The organism is Pseudomonas sp. PDM18 (assembly GCF_014852585.1).
Lineage (GTDB): Bacteria > Pseudomonadota > Gammaproteobacteria > Pseudomonadales > Pseudomonadaceae > Pseudomonas.
Map to the genome: position 1 here is coordinate 44,725 of NZ_JACVBX010000019.1, position 18,463 is coordinate 63,187.

An 18,463-nucleotide genomic window follows, 5' to 3' on the forward strand; every position below is an offset into this window, starting at 1 on the left:
CTCAGAAGCCGGCGACACCGAGGTCGTGCAACCGCTCGCGTAGTTGCACGACTTCCGGCGCCTTGAAGAAGGCTTCCAATTGCGCCGCGCGGATCTTGCCGACGCCCGGTTGCTCCTGCCATTGCGGCGCGCTGCGGGCGGCCAGTGCGGACCAGTCCTCTCCCGCCGGATGGGCGCTTGGGGAGGGAGCACCGAGGGCGCGCAACCAGACAACCAACGAGCGCTGGCGAGCCAGTTGGAACTGCTGGTGCAGGCTAGCGGCGCTGCGCTCGCCCAGGCCGGGCACCTGGCTCAGTTGTTCCGGGGTCAGCGTCATCCAGTCGAGCAGTCCCGACAGCAGGCCGGCTTCGTGCAAGCGCCGCCAGGTGCCCGGACCGACGCCCGATAGTCCCAGACCGTTCTTGCTGCTCAGCCATTGCAGGCGGGCGAGAAACTGTTCCGCGCAGCCCTCGGTGGGCTGCCAGCAGGAGAGGGCGTTGAACTGTTCGTCCGCCGGCACAACCATCTCGGGGCGAATTGGCGAGCGCCAGACCACGCCGTCCAGGCGAGGGATGGTCAGTCCGGCGAGGGCGACGGCGACCTGATCGCCGGGGCGGATGTCGAGAGTGCGCCAGCGCTTGAGCGAGCCGGCGCCGACGCGCTGGATGGTCCGTCCATCCAGCTCTACCGGGGCGAGATGCAGCACTGGTGTAACCCGCCCGCTGCGGCCGACCTTGAACTCCACACGCCTCACTTCGGCCAGTGCCTGTTGATGCGCGTACTTCCAGGCCACTGCCCAGCCAGGTGCCTGTGCGCTCCAGGCCTTGCCGGGTGGCCGGCGGCCCTGGCGGATGACGATGCCGTCGCTGGCAAACGGCAGGGGCTGGCGATACCAGCGTTCGCGCCAGGCTTCGATTTCGGGTCGCCCCGCCACCGCCTTGGTCAGCTCGGCGCTGTCGCCGAATCCCAGTTGACGCAGGCGTGCCAGGCGCTCGGCCATCTCCAGCGGTCCGTCTGGCAATTCCCAGATGAACAGGCCGATCTGCGTGCCCTCATCGCCAAGCTCCTTGCGCGCCATCAGTCCGGCGACCTTGCCGCGTGCACCCGCTCCGCCCTTCAGCGCCTGCACATGCTGTGGCAGGCGCCAGTAAAGCTCGCCTTGCAGGACCAGCGTATCGCGCGTGTCGGGTAGTTCCTTGGGGATTGCGGCGATCCGTTGTGCATTGGCGGTCCAGTCCTGTCCGCGTGTACCGTCGCCGCGGCTGATCGCCCGGGTAAACCGGCCGTTGCGGTAGATCAGCGTGACCGCCACGCCGTCGACCTTGGGCTGCACCCAGAGATCGCTGCGATTGGCCAGCCAGGTATCTACGGCCGAGGCGTCGGGAAGTTTGTCGAGGCCGGTGTGGACGAAGGGGTGCCGAACCTCCCCAGTGCTATTGGCCAGCGGTGATTCGGGGGCGGAAACGACCTGCGGGAAGCACGCCTGCCATTGATGCAGGCGCTCGCGGGCCTGGTCGTAAAGTTCGTCGGCGACCGGTGATTGGCCGTCACGATGGTAGGCGTTATCCCACTGTTCCAGTTGTATGCGGAGCGCGTCGACATGACGGAGGACCTGCTCGGCCGGCCAGTCGGGACAAGCGTTGGCGACGAGGGGAAGGCTCAGCAGGAAAACTAGGGCGAGGCGAGGCATGGCGAGCGTCCGGATGGAGGAAACCCGCAAGGCTAGGACCGGAAAGCAGCGCTCGATGCCGAGAAGGACATGGATTTTTCGCGAGGTTTTGTGGGAGAACAGAAACGAAAAAGCCCCGCCGAGGCGGGGCTTTTCCTGCTACCGGGTCTTACACGCCGGCGGCGTCACGCAGGGCGGCAGCCTTGTCGGTGCGCTCCCAGGTGAAGGCGGTGAAGGTGTCGTCACCGTAGGTCATCTCGAACGGGTTGCGACCGAAGTGGCCGTAGGCCGCGGTCGGCTGGTACATCGGGTGCAGCAGGTCGAGCATCTTGGTGATCGCGTACGGGCGCAGGTCGAAGTGCTCGCGGACCAGTTGGATGATCTTGTCATCGCTGATCTTGCCGGTGCCGAAGGTGTTGATCGAGATGGAGGTCGGCTGGGCCACGCCGATGGCGTAGGACACCTGGATCTCGCAACGCTCGGCCAGGCCGGCAGCGACGATGTTCTTGGCCACGTAGCGGCCGGCGTAGGCAGCGGAACGGTCGACCTTGGACGGGTCCTTGCCGGAGAACGCGCCGCCGCCGTGACGGGCCATGCCGCCGTAGGAGTCGACGATGATCTTGCGACCGGTCAGGCCGCAGTCGCCCACCGGGCCGCCGATCACGAAGTTGCCGGTCGGGTTGATGTGGAACTGGGTGTCCTTGTGCAGCAGTTCAGCCGGCAGCACCTGCTTGATGATCAGCTCCATCACGCCTTCGCGCAGGTCCTTGTAGCTGACTTCCGGGTTGTGCTGGGTGGACAGGACGATGGCGTCGATGCCGACCACCTTGCCGTTCTCGTAGCGGCAGGTGACCTGAGACTTGGCGTCCGGGCGCAGCCACGGCAGCAGGCCGGATTTGCGGGCCTCGGCCTGGCGCTCCACCAGACGGTGGGAGAAGCAGATCGGCGCGGGCATCAGTACGTCGGTTTCGTTGCTGGCGTAGCCGAACATCAGGCCCTGGTCGCCAGCGCCCTGGTCTTCCGGCTTGGCGCGGTCGACGCCCTGGTTGATGTCCACCGACTGCTTGCCGATGATGTTCAGCACGCCGCAGGTGGCGCCGTCGAAGCCGACGTCGGAGCTGTTGTAGCCGATGTCGATGATGACCTTGCGCACCAGGTCTTCCAGGTCGACCCAGGCAGAAGTGGTGACTTCACCGGCGATGATCGCGACACCGGTCTTCACCAGGGTTTCGCAGGCCACGCGGGCGTATTTGTCCTTGGCGATGATGGCGTCGAGCACGGCATCGGAAATCTGGTCCGCGATCTTGTCCGGATGGCCTTCGGAGACGGATTCGGAGGTGAAAACAGAGTATTCGCTCATCTAACGGTTCCTATCATTTACCGGTGGGTGAGGACGCTTCGCGAATCCGGTTTGGCGAAGTGCCGTACCTGGATCTGAAAGCCATTGCGTAAACCGATGTACACACTTTCGCCGGACGCGAGCCCGGCGGCGTCGGCCCAGCGGGCCAGGTCTTCCTGTTCGAACCCCAGCCAGAGATCACCACAGGCCTCGCGCGCCCAGCTCTGGTCGTGGTTGCAGAGTTCGGTCACCAGCAGGCTGCCACCGGGTTTCACCAGGTGGGCCAACTGCTTCACGGCCTCTGCCGGTGCGGCGAAATGGTGCAGCACCATGTTCAGCACCACGCAGTCCGCCGCGTCGTCGACGTCCTGCAAGGCATCGCCCAGCCGCAGCCGGACGTTGTTCAAACCTGCGCTGGCGCAACGTTGCCGCGCCATCTCGAGCATGGTCTCGCTGTTGTCCAGCGCCGTGACCTGATCGAAACGCCGGGCCAGCTCGGGGAGGAATCCACCGTCGCCGGGGCCGACTTCCAGCGCCGTAGCGCCAGGGGCGAAGCTCAAGGCATCGAGCACCGCCAGCACGCTTTCGCGGTATTGCGGCAGTCCTGCGATCAGGTCCTGGGTCGCCTGGAACTTCTCCGCGCTGCGGGCGAAAAAGTCGCGGCTGACGGCGGCACGCTGGGCATGTACGCCATCGATGCGGGCGCTGACGTCGTCGGCCAGCGCCAGTTCGTCCACTTCTTCGAGCAGCGCACCGTGCAGCGTGCCACCCAGGCTTTCGCCTTGGGGCAGGGCGCGGCGATAGAAGATCGCGTTGCCTTCGCGGCGCGTGGCGACCAGGCCGGCCTGGGCCAACACCTTCAGGTGGTGGCTCATGCCCGACTGGCGGACGCCGAAGATATGCGCCAGCTCCAGCACGCCGAACGAATCGTTGGCCAGCACCCGCAGTACGTTCAGCCGCAGCGGATCGCCGCCGGCCTTGCACAGGGCAGCTAGTTGATCGCAATCGTCGTGGCGTATTTCGGGCAGGCGCAGACTCATAGGTCGCGCAGTCTAGTCGCGGCTTTCAGGGTGGGCAATAGCTGTATCAAAAAGTTTTGATATTGGCTGATGAGTGGTTTTTGACCAGTTGCACTATCCAAGCGCGTGCCTTGCATCAGGCATCTGCCGATCTGTCATTGCCCCGCGGGGCCCGGCTGGGCGAAAATACCGGCCTTTTTTCATTCCCTTCGATCTTTCGAAGCAGCCCCCGCAGGAGATTAGCGATGCCCAGCCGTCGTGAGCGAGCCAACGCCATCCGCGCACTGAGCATGGATGCCGTGCAGAAAGCCAACAGCGGCCATCCCGGCGCCCCCATGGGCATGGCGGATATCGCCGAGGTGCTTTGGCGCGACTACCTCAAGCACAACCCGAGCAACCCGCAATGGGCCGACCGTGACCGCTTCGTGCTGTCCAACGGCCACGGCTCGATGCTGATCTACTCGCTGCTGCACCTCACCGGTTACGACGTCACCGTCGATGACCTGAAGAACTTCCGCCAGATGCACTCGCGCACCCCGGGCCACCCGGAGTACGGCTACACCGCCGGCGTCGAGACCACCACCGGCCCGCTGGGCCAGGGCATCGCCAATGCCGTGGGCATGGCGCTGGCCGAAAAGGTGCTGGCTGCCCAGTTCAACCGCGACGGCCACAGCATCGTCGACCACTACACCTACGCCTTCCTGGGCGACGGCTGCATGATGGAGGGCATCTCCCATGAAGTCGCCTCGCTGGCCGGCACTCTGCGCCTGAACAAGCTGGTCGCTTTCTACGATGACAACGGCATCTCCATCGATGGCGAAGTCCACGGCTGGTTCACCGATGACACCCCCAAGCGCTTCGAAGCCTACGGCTGGCAGGTGATCCGCAACGTCGACGGCCACGACGCCGACGAGATCAAGACCGCCATCGAGACCGCCCGCAAGAGCGACGTGCCGACCCTGATCTGCTGCAAGACCATCATCGGCTTCGGCTCGCCCAACAAGCAGGGCAAGGAAGAAAGCCACGGCGCCGCCCTGGGCGTCGACGAAGTAGCCGCCACCCGCGCCGCGCTGGGCTGGAACCACGCGCCGTTCGAAGTCCCGGCGGACATCTACGCCGAGTGGAGCGCCCAGGACATCGGCGCCACCCGTGAAGCCGAGTGGAACAAGCGTTTCGCCGCCTACCAGGCTGCGCACCCGGAACTGGCCGCCGAGTTCGAGCGCCGTGTTGCCGGTGAACTGCCAGCGGACTTCGCCGAGAAGGCCGCCGCCTACGTCGCCGATGTCGCCCTGAAGGGCGAGACCATCGCCAGCCGCAAGGCCAGCCAGAACGCCCTGAACGCTTTCGGCCCGCTGCTGCCGGAACTGCTGGGCGGCTCCGCCGACCTTGCCGGTTCCAACCTGACCCTGTGGAAGGGCTGCAAGGGGGTGACCGCCGACGATGCCAACGGCAACTACATGTTCTACGGCGTACGCGAGTTCGGCATGAGCGCCATCATGAACGGCGTGGCCCTGCACGGCGGCTTCATCCCCTACGGCGCGACCTTCCTGATCTTCATGGAGTACGCCCGTAACGCGGTGCGCATGTCCGCCCTGATGAAGCAGCGCGTGCTCTACGTGTTCACCCATGACTCCATCGGTCTGGGCGAAGACGGCCCGACCCACCAGCCGATCGAGCAACTGGCCAGCCTGCGCCTGACCCCGAACCTGGACACCTGGCGCCCGGCCGACGCCGTGGAATCCGCAGTGGCCTGGAAGTACGCCATCGAGCGTGCTGATGGTCCGTCCGCGCTGATCTTCAGCCGCCAGAACCTGCCGCACCAGCCGCGCGACGCCGCCCAGCTGGCCGACGTGGCCCGTGGCGCCTACGTGCTGAAGGACTGCGACGGCGAGCCGGAACTGATCCTGATCGCCACCGGCTCCGAAGTCGGCCTGGCCGTCCAGGCGTTCGACAAGCTCAGCGCCGAAGGCCGCAAGGTGCGCGTGGTTTCCATGCCGTCCACCAGCGTCTTCGACCAGCAGGACGCCGGCTACAAGCAGGCCGTGCTGCCGGTGCAGGTCGGCGCGCGCATCGCCATCGAAGCCGCCCACGCCGACTACTGGTACAAGTACGTCGGCCTGGAAGGCCGCGTCATCGGCATGACCACCTTCGGTGAATCGGCCCCGGCCCCGGCGCTGTTCGAGCACTTCGGCTTCACCGTCGAGAACGTGCTGGAAGTCGCTGCCGAGCTGCTCGAAGCTTGATCCGGCTCTTGTAGGAGCGAGCTTGCTCGCGAATGGCACTGCTCGGTTCGCGAGCCTGCTCGCTCCTACGAAGAACCCCAAGGGATAACAATGTCCAAGCGCCCTTACCGAGTTGCCCTCAACGGCTACGGCCGTATCGGTCGCTGCGTGTTCCGTGCCCTGCACGAACGCGGCGCCAAGGCTGATTTCTCCATCGTCGCATTGAACGACCTGGCGGACCTGGCCAGCCTGGAATACCTGACCCGCTTCGACTCCACCCACGGCCGCTTCCCCGGCGAGGTGAGTGTGGCCGACGGCTGCCTGCACGTGGGCGGCGACTGCGTGAAGGTGTTCCGCGAAGCCGAACCCGAGGCCATCGACTGGCGCGCCCTGGACATCGATCTGGTGCTGGAATGCTCCGGCGTCTACAACACCCGCGCCGACGGCGAGCGCTTCCTCGGTGCAGGCGCGCCGCGGGTGCTGTTTTCGCAGCCGATGGCCAGCGAGGCGGACATCGACGCCACCGTGGTCTTCGGCATCAACCAGCAAGGCCTTTCCGGCGCTGAGATGTTGGTATCCAACGCCTCCTGCACCACCAACTGCAGCGTGCCGCTGCTCAAGCTGCTGAACGAGGCCGTGGGCATCGAGTACGTCTCGATCACCACCATCCACTCGGCGATGAACGACCAGCCGGTGATCGACGCCTACCACCACGAAGACCTGCGCCGCACGCGCTCGGCCTTCCAGTCGGTGATCCCGGTGTCCACGGGGCTGGCGCGGGGCATCGAGCGCCTGCTGCCGGAACTCGCCGGGCGAATCCAGGCCAAAGCCATTCGGGTGCCGACGGTGAACGTCTCGGCCCTGGACATCACGCTGCAGGTCTCCCGCGATACATCCGCCGAGGAGATCAACCGCGTGCTGCGCCAGGCCGCCACCGAAGGCCCGCTGAAAGGCCTGCTGGCGTATACCGAGTTGCCCCACGCCAGCTGCGATTTCAATCACGACCCGCATTCGGCCATCGTCGATGGCAGCCAGACCCGCGTTTCCGGCCCCCGCCTGGTGAACGTGCTGGCCTGGTTCGACAACGAGTGGGGGTTCGCCAACCGCATGCTCGACACCGCAGGGCACTTCCTGCGGGTCGCCGCTACCGAACGTTAATCAAACAGCCCCAACAGGACTGACTGTCATGACCGTGTTGAAGATGACCGACCTCGACCTCCAAGGTAAGCGCGTACTGATCCGCGAAGACCTCAACGTTCCGGTGAAGGACGGTGTGGTCAAGAGCGACGCGCGCATCCTGGCCTCGCTGCCGACCATCAAGCTGGCCCTGGAGAAGGGCGCGGCGGTGATGGTCTGCTCGCACCTGGGCCGCCCGACCGAAGGCGAATTCTCCGAAGAGAACAGCCTGCAGCCGGTCGCCGATTACCTGTCCAAAGCCCTGGGCCGCGCCGTGCCGCTGGTCAAGGACTACCTGGGCGGCGTCGAAGTGAAGGCCGGTGAAGTCGTGCTGTTCGAGAACGTGCGCTTCAACAAGGGCGAGAAGAGGAATGCCGACGAACTGGCCCAGCAATACGCAGCCCTGTGCGACGTATTCGTCATGGACGCCTTCGGCACCGCCCACCGTGCCGAGGGTTCCACCCACGGCGTGGCCAAGTTCGCCAAGGTCGCCGCGGCCGGCCCGTTGCTGGCCGCCGAACTGGAAGCCCTCGGCAAGGCCCTGGGTAACCCGGCCCGGCCAATGGCGGCCATTGTTGCCGGCTCCAAGGTGTCGACCAAGCTCGATGTGCTGAACAGCCTGGCGCTGATCTGCGACCAGCTGATCGTCGGCGGCGGCATCGCCAACACCTTCCTCGCTGCGGCGGGCCATAAGGTCGGCAAGTCCCTGTACGAAGCTGATCTTGTCGACACCGCCAAGGCCATCGCCGCCAAGGTCAGCGTTCCGCTGCCGGTGGACGTCGTGGTTGCCAAGGAGTTCGCCGAGACCGCCGTTGCCACCGTCAAGGACATCGCTGACGTGGCCGACGACGACATGATCCTGGACATCGGTCCGAAGACCGCCGCCCAGTTCGCCGTGCTGCTGAAGACTTCGAAGACCATCCTGTGGAACGGTCCGGTCGGCGTGTTCGAGTTCGACCAGTTCGGCGAAGGCACCAAAACCCTGGCCAAGGCCATCGCTGAAGGCACCGCCTTCAGCATCGCCGGCGGTGGCGACACCCTGGCGGCTATCGACAAGTACGGCATCGGCGAGCAGATCTCCTACATTTCCACCGGTGGTGGCGCCTTCCTCGAGTTCGTCGAGGGCAAGGTCCTGCCGGCCGTGGAAGTGCTGGAGCAGCGCGCCAAGGCCTGATCCTGGCGACACCGCCGGGCGACAGTAAAGCAAACCTCTGCGGCATCCCCGGGTCACAAGCCTTGTACGGATGTCAAGGAGAACGGTCATGCGAGCTGTCGTCCCTCTGTTGTCGTTTTGCCTCGTGCTGGTCGGCTGTGCCGGAAGCGGTGGAGCTCCCAGTACCTGTGAAGTGATGAGCCCGCCTTCGGTCATGGTGCCTTCGGACCAGAACCGCGAACGGGTGGATAGCCAGAGCAGCGGCGATCCGACGCCCGACCAGAAGCCGGTGAACTGTCCCTGAGACAGGGGTGGCCGGTCGGGATAACGATCCGAGAGTGCCGCCTGTGCGTGAGTACAGGCGGCACTGGCGTTCCTGCGGCGGGACGGGCAATCTGGCGTATTGGATATCCGGCGGCGCGTCCGCCCGAAGGAGAGTCGCCCGATGCTGCGTTATCTCGTCCCGACCCTGGCGCTTGCGCTGGTGGCGGGTTGTTCCAGCCACTCGACAGGCGGCAGCACTGCCTCAAAGGGCAGTTGGAACCACTGGGTCTGCGACAGCGAGGCCGAGGTGCGATGGCGCTACGTCGACCCCAGCAAGTCGGTCGTCGACCTGAAGCTGGGTGAGGACGACGTGGTTCATCACCTGGAAGAGGAACCCGGCGGCTCCGGCGCTTTCTATAGCGACGGGCTGATCGGCTTGAGCATCAAAGGTGACCAGGGCCTGGTCTACTGGGTCGAGAGCAACGACCTGATTGGTCGTGGTTGCCAGGCGCGCTGAGCGCCGACTGTCCGGCATGCGCCGGAAGACTTGAACACGGCCTGCCCCTGCGGCAGGCTTCCAAACATGTATTTAAGGGGCTCGTGTAACCGAGCCTAACTTCTGGGAGAAGCGAAGACCATGGCACTCATCAGCATGCGCCAAATGCTGGATCACGCCGCCGAGTTCGGCTACGGCGTTCCGGCTTTCAACGTCAACAACCTCGAGCAGATGCGCGCCATCATGGAAGCGGCCGACAAGACCGATTCCCCGGTGATCGTGCAGGCCTCCGCTGGTGCCCGCAAATACGCCGGTGCGCCCTTCCTGCGCCACCTGATCCTCGCGGCCATCGAAGAATTCCCGCACATCCCGGTGTGCATGCACCAGGACCACGGCACCAGCCCTGACGTCTGCCAGCGCTCCATCCAGCTGGGCTTCTCCTCCGTCATGATGGACGGCTCGCTGAAGGAAGACGGCAAGACCCCGGCCGACTATGAGTACAACGTCCGCGTCACCCAGCAGACCGTTGCCTTCGCCCACGCCTGCGGCGTGTCCGTGGAAGGTGAGCTGGGCTGCCTCGGCTCCCTGGAAACCGGCATGGCCGGCGAGGAAGACGGCGTTGGCGCCGAAGGCGTGCTGGACCACAGCCAACTGCTGACCGACCCGGAAGAAGCCGCCGACTTCGTCAAGAAGACCCAGGTCGACGCCCTGGCCATCGCCATCGGCACCAGCCACGGCGCCTACAAGTTCACCAAGCCGCCAACCGGCGACGTGCTCTCCATCGAGCGCATCAAGGAAATCCACAAGCGCATCCCCAACACCCACCTGGTGATGCACGGCTCCTCCTCGGTGCCGCAAGAGTGGCTGAAGGTGATCAACGAGTTCGGCGGCGACATCAAGGAAACCTACGGCGTGCCGGTCGAGGAAATCGTCGAAGGCATCAAGCACGGCGTGCGCAAGGTCAACATCGATACCGACCTGCGCCTGGCTTCCACCGGTGCCATCCGCCGCATGATGGCCGAGCAGCCGAGCGAGTTCGACCCGCGCAAGTTCTTCGCCAAGACCATCGTCGCCATGCGTGATATCTGCATCGCCCGCTACGAAGCCTTCGGCACCGCCGGCCATGCCTCGAAGATCAAGCCGATCTCCCTGGAAGGCATGTTCCAGCGTTACGCCAAGGGTGAGCTGGCCGCGAAGATCAACTGATCCCGCTACTGCTTTGTCCCTGAAGAGCCCCGCCCCGCGGGGCTCTTTCGTATCCGCCAGAAGGAAGCCGCCGATGCTGCGTGCCTTGTGTTCCCTCCTCCTGCTGACGCTCCTTGCCGGCTGTTCGCTGCGTCCGCCCGCGTCTGTCGCGCCGCCGGCCAAGCCGCCGGTGGACCTGCCGGTGGACGCGCAGAACTGCCTGACTCACCAGGAATGCACGTTGAAGACCTCACGCACCCTGCTGTTCGTCTTCGACTATGCCGAGGCGGGCGCAGCCCTGGTGGAAAACGAGAACGGCGTGCTCAGTACGCCGGAGAAGGCACCGAAGAAAGGCTGGCCGGCGATCCGCATCCAGTTGGCCGATCCGGATGGTGGGCGCTTCGAATTCTCCAGCGAATGCCGGCAGAAGCGCTGCCGTATCAAGGAATCGCGCCTGCTCAGCTGCTACCGTAGTTATCTCGACGGCAAGGCCTGCCGGTTCCGCTGAGCGCTGATGCTCGGGCCGGGCGGGCTCTGGAGGCACGATGACGGATGTACATGGCAGTGCGCAGGACGGTTTCTCCCGCGAAGCGAAGGCATACGCCCATGGGCGCCCGGACTATCCCGACGAGCTGCTGGGCTGGCTCGGCGAGGAGTTGGGCATAGGTAACGGCAAGGAAGTGGTCGACCTCGGTGCGGGTACCGGGAAGTTCACTTCTCTGTTGCTGCGCACCGGTGCGCAGGTCACCGCCATCGAGCCGGTGGCGGCCATGAGAGAGCAACTCAGTGTCTCTCTGCCTGCTGTGAAGGTGCTCAGTGGAACGGCCCAGGCGATGCCGCTGGTGGCGGAAAGCATCGATGCGCTGACCTGCGCCCAGGCCTTCCACTGGTTTGCCGACGAGCGGGCGCTGGAGGAAATCCATCGCGTCCTGCGGCCGGGTGGCCACCTTGGCCTGGTGTGGAACGTACGCGACGAACGCGTCGACTGGGTCGCCCAGGTGACGCGCATTCTCGAGCGCTACGAAGGCAGCACGCCACGCTTCCACACCGGGCAATGGCGCCGCGCCTTTGCCGGGTCGCGCTTCGAGGACCTGCGCCTGCGCGAATTCAGCTACCAGCACATCGGTCCGCCGGAGCAGGTGATTGTCGCGCGTACCCTGTCGGTGAGCTTCATTGCGGCCTTGCCCGAAGAGCAGAAGCAGCGCGTCACCGAGCAACTGCATGAACTGATCGCCACGCACCCGGCGTTGAAGGGACGCAGCGAAGTCGCCTTCCCCTATCGCACCGAGGCCTACAGCACCCGCGCGCTGGCCTGACCGGGGAATGCGGTAGACTGGCGGACGTTTCCTCCGCCAGTCGTCTCCCATGCAGCCGCTTCGTTATCTCCAGGCCTATCCGCCACAACTCCAGGACCAGGTGCGCCAGCTCATCGAGCAGGACCGCCTCGGCGAGTATCTGGAGCGCCGCTATCCCGGGCGTCATGACGTGCAGAGCGACAAGGCGCTGTACGGCTACGCCATGGACCTCAAACAGCAGTACATGCGCACCGCGCCAGCGGTGGACAAGGTCCTCTACGACAACAAGCTGGATGTAGTGCAGCGCGCGCTGGGCCTGAACACGGCAATCTCGCGCGTGCAGGGCGGCAAGCTCAAGGCGAAGAAGGAAATCCGCGTCGCCTCGTTGTTCAAGGACGCGGCCCCCGAGTTCCTGCAGATGATCGTCGTCCACGAACTGGCGCACCTGAAGGAGCGCGACCACAGCAAGGCCTTCTACCAGCTCTGCGAGCACATGCTGCCCGGTTACCACCAGTTGGAGTTCGATCTGCGCGTCTACCTGACCTGGCGCGACCTGCCTCAGTAGTACAGGCGCCCCAGGTAAAACAGCCCCAGGCACCACGGCAGCAGCAGGGCGATGCCCAGGTAGCGCAGCGCCTTGCGCGGGCCGTTCTCGCCTCGGTTAACCCAATTGATGCCCGCCAGTACCAGCGCATAGACCGCGAGGCCCGCCAGCAGCCATTCGTATTGCTCTGTGGTGGGCGAAACCGGGCCGAGGTGGGTATGGGTGAGGTGCCATGCGCAAAGGGCGATGGCCGGCACCAGGAGGGCCAGCGCCACCAGGATTCGCCCAGTGAGTTGCAGCAGAAAGGCGATGAGCAGTCCCGCGAGGCCGGTACTGGCAATCAGCACGGCAAACAACTGGTCGAGATAGACGAGGTCGGGCGTGGGCTCGAGTGAGCGGGGTTGCCCGAGCAGGCGCAGCAAAGGTGCGCCAAGCAGGAGGGCGGTCAGGCAGAACAGCCAGCCAAACAGGGGGCGCGCCATCCGAGGCTCCTGATGAAGTTGCTGCGGGAAGCCCCTGACGCGCCGGATGGGGTCGGTCGCCTGGGGTTGTTCGCCGCCGCAAAGCCCAGATTAATCAATGATTTGGCGAAATGCCATGATTTTATCGGGAATAATTCCCGAAAATGAGAAGGCCCCTCCGGGGAGGGGCCTTTCTGTCAGAACAGGTCGATCGGCGCTTCTTCATCCGCAGGCATGCCGCTGCCGGGAGCGCTGCCGGGCGCCAGTTCGTTCATCGACGGTGGCGTGTCTTCGTTCTTGAACAGTTCGAAGTACGCACCCGGAGTGCCCGGAGGCGCCGCACGACCGGTGGCCGGGTCGATGCGCAGGCTGACCAGGCCGGGCGGCTCGGGCAGCAGGTGCGACGGTTTGTCTTTCAGTGCTGCGCCCATGTAGCGCATCCAGATCGGCAGGGCGACGTTACCGCCGTATTCGGCGCGGCCGAGGCTTTCCGGTTGGTCGAAGCCAACCCAGACGGTGGTCATGAAGTCGGCGTTGAAGCCGGAGAACCAGGCGTCCTTTGACTCGTTGGTGGTACCTGTCTTGCCTGCCAGATCATCGCGCTTGAGCGCCAGTGCACGGCGGCCAGTGCCGCGCTTGATCACGTCCTGCAGCATGCTGGTCATGATGTACGCAGTGCGCGCATCGAGGACGCGCTCGGCCGCCGCTGGCTCGATGGTGGTTTTGGCCTGGCTCGGGTCGTCGTTGCCGAAGGCGTCGGTGGCGGCCGGTTGTGGCTGCGCCTGCGCCTGTTCCTCGTTCTGCGGAATGCTCGGCGGGTTGGCCTGGTACAGCACTTGCCCGTCTCGGCTTTCGATGCGCTGCACGATGTAGGGCGCAACCTTGAAGCCGCCGTTGGCGAAGACGGTCCAGGCGCTGGCGATCTCCATGGGAGTCAGAGTCGCGGTGCCAAGGGCCATGGACAGGTTCGGCGGGAGGTCGTCCTTGTTCAGGCCGAACTTGCTGATGCAGTTGCGTGCGCGGTCGACGCCCAGGGCCTGGAGGATGCGGATCGACACCATGTTGCGTGACTTGTACAGCGCCTCGCGCATGGGGATCGGGCCGAGGAATGTGTTGGTATCGTTCTTCGGCCGCCAGACCTTGTCCAGGTACTCGTCGTAGAACACCACAGGCGCGTCGTTGATCAGCGAGGCGGCGGTGAAGCCGTTATCCAGCGCACAGCTGTAAATGAACGGCTTGAAGCTGGAGCCGGGCTGGCGACGTGCCTGGGTGGCGCGGTTGTAGTTGCTCTGTTCGAAGGAGAAGCCGCCGACCAGCGCCATGATCGCGCCGTCCTGCGGGTTGAGCGACACCAGGGCGCTTTGCGCGGCCGGCACCTGGGTCAAGCGCAGCGAGCCGTCATCCTTGCGCTGCACGCGGATTACGTCGCCGGCCTGCACCACATCGCTGGGCTGGCTGGGCATGCGGCCCATGCTGTTGTTGCTCAGGTAGGGGCGGGCCCACTTCATGCCGTCCCAGCTCAGGGCTTCTTCCTTGCCGTCGCGGGTCATGACCATGGCGCCGCTCTTCTCGACCTGGGTGACGATGGCCGGTTCCAGGCCGCCGAGCGGGCGCTGCTGCGCGATAGCCTGGCGCCAGGCATCACGAGTCTTGCCGGGGAGGCGCGTCTCGGGGCCGCGATAGCCATGTCGCTGGTCGTAATCCTGCAGACCTTCGCGCAGGGCGGTGTTGGCGTCTTCCTGCAGATCGCTGCGCACCGTGGTGTAGACCCGATAGCCCTCGGTGTAGGCGTCGCCACCGAAGCGGCCGACGAGTTCGGCGCGGGCCATCTCGGCGATATAGGGCGCTGCCAGTTCCGGTGTCTGCACGTGGTAGGACGCACCAACCGGCTCCTGGATGGCGGCCTGATATCGCGGCTGGTCGATGAAGCCGAGCTTGAGCATGCGCTCGAGAATCCAGTTGCGACGTTCCAGGCTGCGTGCGGCGTTGGCCAGTGGGTTGTAGCGCGACGGTGCCTTGGGCAGGCCGGCGATCATCGCCATCTGCGCCAGGCTCAGGTCCTTGATGGACTTGCCGTAATAGACCTGGGCGGCGGCTTCGACGCCGTAGGCGCGGTTGCCCAGGTAAATCTTGTTGACGTAGAGCTCGAGGATCTCGTCCTTGGTGAGCGAGCGCTCGATCTGCAGAGCCAGCAGGATCTCGTTGATCTTGCGGGAGAAACTCCGCTCGTTGGTGAGGAAGTAGTTCTTCGCCACCTGCATGGTAATGGTGCTGCCGCCGGTCTGGATGTGCCCGGTCTTCAATAATTGCGCGGCAGCACGCATCAGGCTTTTGACGTCCACGCCATAATGGTTGGCGAAATTGTCATCTTCAGCCGATAACAGTGCGTGGGTGAAATCCGGGGGGATTTCAGCAAATCGAATCGGCGTTCGGCGCATCTCGCCAAACTCTGCTATCAATTTGTTATCAGCACTGTACACGCGCAGCGGCATCTGCAATCGCACGTTGCGCAAGGCCTCCACGGACGGGAGGTTCGGGCTGAGGTACAGATAGGCGCCGCTGAAACTGAGCAGCACTCCACAAATAATGGTGACGCATGTCCACCACAGAAACTTCAGCAGGCGCATCGGGAAGGTCTTGGATTTCCAGGGAAAAGAAAGAGTTAAGCGGATGGCGCGGTAAAAAGGGAAAAGCTGATCACATTATAAGCAGTTTTTTTGCTGGCGAGCCATTTGCGAAGCTGTCAAGTCTGGTATCTAATGTGGAAAAACATAAATCGTCCGTAAGTCTCGGATGCTGATAGGAAATCAGTCGTGCTAGGGCTCTTCAATAAGAAAGCGAACACGCTGCTGGGGATAGACATCAGTTCGACTTCGGTCAAACTTCTCGAATTGAGCCGCTCTGGAGGCCGCTACAAGGTAGAGGCCTATGCTGTCGAGCCGCTCCCGCCCAATGCAGTGGTAGAAAAGAACATCGCTGAGCTGGAGGGTGTCGGCCAGGCGCTGTCACGTGTGGTCGCCAAGGCGCGGACCGCAGTGAAAACGTCTGCGGTCGCGGTTGCCGGCTCGGCGGTCATCACTAAAACCATCGAGATGGACGGCGGACTCTCGGACGACGAGCTGGAAAATCAGCTCAAGATCGAGGCTGACCAGTACATCCCCTATCCCCTCGAAGAGGTCGCGATCGACTTCGAGGTACAGGGCACGTCCGCGCGCAACGCGGATCGCGTCGATGTTCTTCTCGCCGCGTGCCGGAAGGAGAACGTCGAGGTGCGCGAAGCTGCGCTGGCGCTCGCGGGCCTGACGGCCAAGGTCGTCGACGTCGAAGCCTACGCTCTGGAGCGGGCGTTCAGTCTGCTGGGAGACCAGTTGGGTGGCAATGCCGACGAGCTCACAGTTGCTGTGGTCGATATCGGTGCCACCATGACTACGCTGAGCGTCCTGCACCATGGCCGAACTATCTATACGCGTGAGCAGCTGTTCGGCGGGCGTCAGCTCACCGAGGAGATCCAGCGTCGCTATGGGCTGTCGGTCGAGGAGGCTGGTCTCGCCAAGAAGCAGGGCGGTCTTCCGGATGACTACGACAGCGAAGTTCTGCAGCCGTTCAAGGACGCCGTGGTTCAGCAGGTGTCGCGCTCGCTGCAGTTCTTCTTCGCGGCCGGCCAGTTCAACGATGTGGACTACATCCTGCTGGCGGGGGGCACTGCGTCCATTCCTGACCTGGATCGCCTGATCCAGCAGAAGATCGGTACTCCAACCCTGGTGGCCAACCCCTTCGCCGACATGGTGCTCAGTGGCAAGGTCAACGCTGGTGCGCTGGCCAGTGATGCGCCCGCGCTGATGATTGCCTGCGGTCTGGCGATGAGGAGTTTCGACTGATGGCACGCATCAACCTATTGCCGTGGCGGGAGCAACTGCGCGAGGAGCGCAAGCAGCGCTTCCTGGTGATCCTGGGTGCCGTTCTTCTGGCTTCCGGGGCGATCGTTTTCCTGGGTGATCAGTACTTCAATTCGGCCATCGAGAACCAGACTGCGCGCAACGACTTCCTGCGCAAGGAAATCGCCGTGCTGGATGCGCGCATCAAGGAGATCAGTGAGCTGAAGACCCGTCGCCAGCAACTGCTGGAACGGATGAAGATCATTCAGGACCTGCAGGGCAACCGCCCGATCATTGGCCGGGTGTTCGACCAACTGGTCCGCACCCTGCCCGATGGCGTCTTCTTCACTCAGTTGAAGATGACCGGGAAGTCCATTGCCATTGCCGGCGCGGCCGAGTCCAACAACCGCGTTTCGAACCTCATGCGCAATCTCGACTCGTCGGAGTGGCTGACTTCGCCGAACCTGACCGAAGTTAAAGCGGTTACCCAGGGCGCGCTGGATCAGGCGAACGTCTTCCAGTTGACGGTGCAGCAGACCCAGCCCGGCAGCGAGGAGCAGGACAAGCAGAACACCCCGCAAGGAGCCAAGAAATGAGTCTGGCCAGTTCTCTTGAGAGCTTGCGCAAGGTCGATATCAACGATCTTGACCTGAACAACCTTGGTTCCTGGCCGGCAGCCGTCAAGGTCATCGCCTGTATCCTGCTGATGGCCGTGGTTCTGGCGCTTGGCTACAACTTCCATCTGAAGGACCTGCAGGATCAGCTCGACCGAAACCGCGAGGAAGAACAGACCCTCAAGCAGCAGTTCTCGACCAAGGCCTTCCAGGCGGCGAACCTGGAAGCCTACAAGGGGCAGATGAAGGAGATGGAAGAATCCTTCGGCGCCCTGCTGCGCCAACTGCCGAGCGATACCGAAGTGCCCGGCCTGCTGGAAGACATCACCCGCACTGGGCTGGGTAGCGGCCTGGAGTTCGAGGAGATCAAGCTGCTGCCGGAAGTGACCCAGCAGTTCTATATCGAGCTGCCGATCCAGATCAGCGTCGTAGGCGGATACCATGATCTGGCGACTTTCGTCAGTGGCGTGGCCAGCCTGCCGCGGATCGTCACGCTGCATGACTTCGATATCAAACCGGCGAGCTCCGACAGCACCTCCAAGCTGCGCATGAGCATCCTGGCGAAAACCTATCGCTACAACGACAAGGGCGTGAAGGTTACTGCCCCGGCGGCTGGAGCGAAGACAGGAGCTAAGAAATGAGGGGGCGCCTGATCATTTGCAGTTTCCTGCTCCTGACGTTGAACGGTTGTGGCTCGGGTAGTGATTTTGCCGACCTGCAGGGTTACATGGACGAAGTCCGCGCTCGCCCGAAGGGGACGATCGAGCCGTTGCCCAAGTTCCAGAGCTACGAGGCCTTCACCTATAGCGCTTCGTCCCTGCGCAGTCCCTTCCAGCCACCGGTGAAGATCGACCTGGCGATCAAGCAGAAGGGCAACAGGGTCATCAAGCCCGATGAAACTCGGGTCAAGCAGTTCCTCGAAGGCTTCAACATCGAAACCTTCGAAATGGTCGGCACCCTGGCCAAGGACAGTCAGGTATTTGCTCTCGTGAAAGGTGCAGGTGGGGTGCATCGGGTACGAGTGGGTGACTACCTTGGGCGCAACGACGGCAAGATCGTTGCGATCAACGAAGCCAAGATCGACGTGATTGAAATCGTTCCTGATGGTGAGGGTGGCTGGCTGGAGCGTCCGCGCAGTCTGACTCTCAAGGAACGCTCCTAAGGGCGGGGAT

General features: G+C 64.0%; 17 protein-coding genes. 12 read left to right on the forward strand and 5 right to left on the reverse strand.

Going from position 1 to position 18,463, the window contains the following annotated elements; genetic code table 11:
• Position 1: 1 nt before the first annotated feature.
• From ligB to IB274_RS27460, 3 genes are all read right to left on the reverse strand, one after another.
• Positions 2–1,669, reverse strand: a complete 1,668-nt coding sequence (gene ligB, locus IB274_RS27450; RefSeq protein ID WP_192435932.1) for an NAD-dependent DNA ligase LigB — start codon at positions 1,667–1,669, stop codon at positions 2–4.
• Positions 1,670–1,817: 148 nt separating this feature from the next.
• Positions 1,818–3,008: a methionine adenosyltransferase gene (metK, locus tag IB274_RS27455; RefSeq protein ID WP_192435933.1), complete on the reverse strand. Its 1,191-nt coding sequence runs from the start codon at positions 3,006–3,008 to the stop codon at positions 1,818–1,820.
• A 17-nt stretch (positions 3,009–3,025) separates the two neighbouring features.
• Positions 3,026–4,027 (reverse strand): ArsR/SmtB family transcription factor, encoded by a 1,002-nt coding sequence (locus tag IB274_RS27460; protein WP_192435934.1) that lies wholly within the window; start codon positions 4,025–4,027, stop codon positions 3,026–3,028.
• Positions 4,028–4,251: 224 nt separating this feature from the next.
• On the opposite strand from IB274_RS27460, the gene tkt reads away from it, so the two are divergent.
• The 8 genes from tkt (at position 4,252) to IB274_RS27500 (ending at position 12,362) form a co-directional block, all read left to right on the forward strand.
• Positions 4,252–6,249 carry a transketolase gene (tkt, locus tag IB274_RS27465; RefSeq protein WP_192435935.1) on the forward strand — a complete coding sequence of 666 codons (1,998 nt, stop codon included), beginning with the start codon at positions 4,252–4,254 and terminating at the stop codon, positions 6,247–6,249.
• Between the two features lie 90 nt (positions 6,250–6,339).
• Positions 6,340–7,386, forward strand: coding sequence for an erythrose-4-phosphate dehydrogenase (gene epd / locus IB274_RS27470; protein WP_192293181.1), 1,047 nt, complete (start codon positions 6,340–6,342; stop codon positions 7,384–7,386).
• Between the two features lie 28 nt (positions 7,387–7,414).
• Complete coding sequence (locus IB274_RS27475) at positions 7,415–8,578, forward strand: phosphoglycerate kinase (protein WP_192435936.1); 1,164 nt, start codon at positions 7,415–7,417, stop codon at positions 8,576–8,578.
• A gap of 424 nt (positions 8,579–9,002) precedes the next feature.
• Positions 9,003–9,338 carry an MliC family protein gene (locus IB274_RS27480; protein WP_192435937.1) on the forward strand — a complete coding sequence of 112 codons (336 nt, stop codon included), beginning with the start codon at positions 9,003–9,005 and terminating at the stop codon, positions 9,336–9,338.
• 120 nt (positions 9,339–9,458) lie between these two features.
• On the forward strand, positions 9,459–10,523 hold the full coding sequence (gene fba / locus IB274_RS27485; protein ID WP_192435938.1) for a class II fructose-bisphosphate aldolase: 1,065 nt from the start codon (positions 9,459–9,461) through the stop codon (positions 10,521–10,523).
• Between the two features lie 73 nt (positions 10,524–10,596).
• Positions 10,597–11,010, forward strand: a complete 414-nt coding sequence (locus tag IB274_RS27490) for a hypothetical protein (protein WP_192435939.1) — start codon at positions 10,597–10,599, stop codon at positions 11,008–11,010.
• A gap of 37 nt (positions 11,011–11,047) precedes the next feature.
• The gene (locus IB274_RS27495) at positions 11,048–11,818 is read left to right on the forward strand and encodes a class I SAM-dependent methyltransferase (protein ID WP_192435940.1); all 771 of its coding nucleotides are present in this window, start codon (positions 11,048–11,050) and stop codon (positions 11,816–11,818) included.
• A 49-nt stretch (positions 11,819–11,867) separates the two neighbouring features.
• Positions 11,868–12,362 (forward strand): YgjP-like metallopeptidase domain-containing protein, encoded by a 495-nt coding sequence (locus IB274_RS27500; RefSeq protein WP_081515415.1) that lies wholly within the window; start codon positions 11,868–11,870, stop codon positions 12,360–12,362.
• On the opposite strand, the gene IB274_RS27505 is transcribed toward IB274_RS27500, so the two are convergent.
• Together IB274_RS27505 and IB274_RS27510 are read right to left on the reverse strand one after the other, a co-directional pair.
• On the reverse strand, positions 12,356–12,823 hold the full coding sequence (locus tag IB274_RS27505; protein ID WP_192435941.1) for a hypothetical protein: 468 nt from the start codon (positions 12,821–12,823) through the stop codon (positions 12,356–12,358). The two genes, IB274_RS27500 and IB274_RS27505, sit on opposite strands and share 7 nt — an antisense overlap.
• A gap of 176 nt (positions 12,824–12,999) precedes the next feature.
• The gene (locus IB274_RS27510) at positions 13,000–15,429 is read right to left on the reverse strand and encodes a penicillin-binding protein 1A (RefSeq protein WP_192435942.1); all 2,430 of its coding nucleotides are present in this window, start codon (positions 15,427–15,429) and stop codon (positions 13,000–13,002) included.
• A gap of 186 nt (positions 15,430–15,615) precedes the next feature.
• Between IB274_RS27510 and IB274_RS27515 the strand changes: the two genes are divergently transcribed.
• Genes IB274_RS27515 through pilP form a run of 4 tightly spaced genes read left to right on the forward strand, consistent with a single transcriptional unit; the run spans position 15,616 to position 18,453 of the window.
• Positions 15,616–16,680 carry a pilus assembly protein PilM gene (locus IB274_RS27515; protein WP_017520515.1) on the forward strand — a complete coding sequence of 355 codons (1,065 nt, stop codon included), beginning with the start codon at positions 15,616–15,618 and terminating at the stop codon, positions 16,678–16,680.
• Positions 16,680–17,273: a type 4a pilus biogenesis protein PilN gene (gene pilN / locus IB274_RS27520; protein ID WP_192435943.1), complete on the forward strand. Its 594-nt coding sequence runs from the start codon at positions 16,680–16,682 to the stop codon at positions 17,271–17,273. The genes IB274_RS27515 and pilN overlap by 1 nt, the downstream gene beginning before the upstream one ends.
• Positions 17,270–17,932, forward strand: coding sequence for a type 4a pilus biogenesis protein PilO (pilO, locus tag IB274_RS27525; protein WP_192435944.1), 663 nt, complete (start codon positions 17,270–17,272; stop codon positions 17,930–17,932). The genes pilN and pilO overlap by 4 nt, the downstream gene beginning before the upstream one ends.
• Positions 17,929–18,453: a type 4a pilus biogenesis lipoprotein PilP gene (gene pilP, locus IB274_RS27530; protein ID WP_138213933.1), complete on the forward strand. Its 525-nt coding sequence runs from the start codon at positions 17,929–17,931 to the stop codon at positions 18,451–18,453. The genes pilO and pilP overlap by 4 nt, the downstream gene beginning before the upstream one ends.
• Positions 18,454–18,463: the final 10 nt, after the last annotated feature.

Excerpts from the sequence above, each read along its gene's own strand:
- IB274_RS27505 (WP_192435941.1), bottom strand. The coding sequence starts at position 12,823 with ATGGCGCGCCCCCTGTTTGGCTGGCTGTTCTGCCTGACCGCCCTCCTG.
- ligB (WP_192435932.1), bottom strand. The coding sequence starts at position 1,669 with ATGCCTCGCCTCGCCCTAGTTTTCCTGCTGAGCCTTCCCCTCGTCGCC.
- IB274_RS27480 (WP_192435937.1), top strand. The coding sequence starts at position 9,003 with ATGCTGCGTTATCTCGTCCCGACCCTGGCGCTTGCGCTGGTGGCGGGT.
- IB274_RS27510 (WP_192435942.1), bottom strand. The coding sequence starts at position 15,429 with ATGCGCCTGCTGAAGTTTCTGTGGTGGACATGCGTCACCATTATTTGT.
- pilO (WP_192435944.1), top strand. The coding sequence starts at position 17,270 with ATGAGTCTGGCCAGTTCTCTTGAGAGCTTGCGCAAGGTCGATATCAAC.
- IB274_RS27460 (WP_192435934.1), bottom strand. The coding sequence starts at position 4,027 with ATGAGTCTGCGCCTGCCCGAAATACGCCACGACGATTGCGATCAACTA.
- IB274_RS27490 (WP_192435939.1), top strand. The coding sequence starts at position 10,597 with ATGCTGCGTGCCTTGTGTTCCCTCCTCCTGCTGACGCTCCTTGCCGGC.
- pilP (WP_138213933.1), top strand. The coding sequence starts at position 17,929 with ATGAGGGGGCGCCTGATCATTTGCAGTTTCCTGCTCCTGACGTTGAAC.
- metK (WP_192435933.1), bottom strand. The coding sequence starts at position 3,008 with ATGAGCGAATACTCTGTTTTCACCTCCGAATCCGTCTCCGAAGGCCAT.
- IB274_RS27495 (WP_192435940.1), top strand. The coding sequence starts at position 11,048 with ATGACGGATGTACATGGCAGTGCGCAGGACGGTTTCTCCCGCGAAGCG.
- IB274_RS27475 (WP_192435936.1), top strand. The coding sequence starts at position 7,415 with ATGACCGTGTTGAAGATGACCGACCTCGACCTCCAAGGTAAGCGCGTA.
- pilN (WP_192435943.1), top strand. The coding sequence starts at position 16,680 with ATGGCACGCATCAACCTATTGCCGTGGCGGGAGCAACTGCGCGAGGAG.
- fba (WP_192435938.1), top strand. The coding sequence starts at position 9,459 with ATGGCACTCATCAGCATGCGCCAAATGCTGGATCACGCCGCCGAGTTC.
- epd (WP_192293181.1), top strand. The coding sequence starts at position 6,340 with ATGTCCAAGCGCCCTTACCGAGTTGCCCTCAACGGCTACGGCCGTATC.
- IB274_RS27500 (WP_081515415.1), top strand. The coding sequence starts at position 11,868 with ATGCAGCCGCTTCGTTATCTCCAGGCCTATCCGCCACAACTCCAGGAC.
- tkt (WP_192435935.1), top strand. The coding sequence starts at position 4,252 with ATGCCCAGCCGTCGTGAGCGAGCCAACGCCATCCGCGCACTGAGCATG.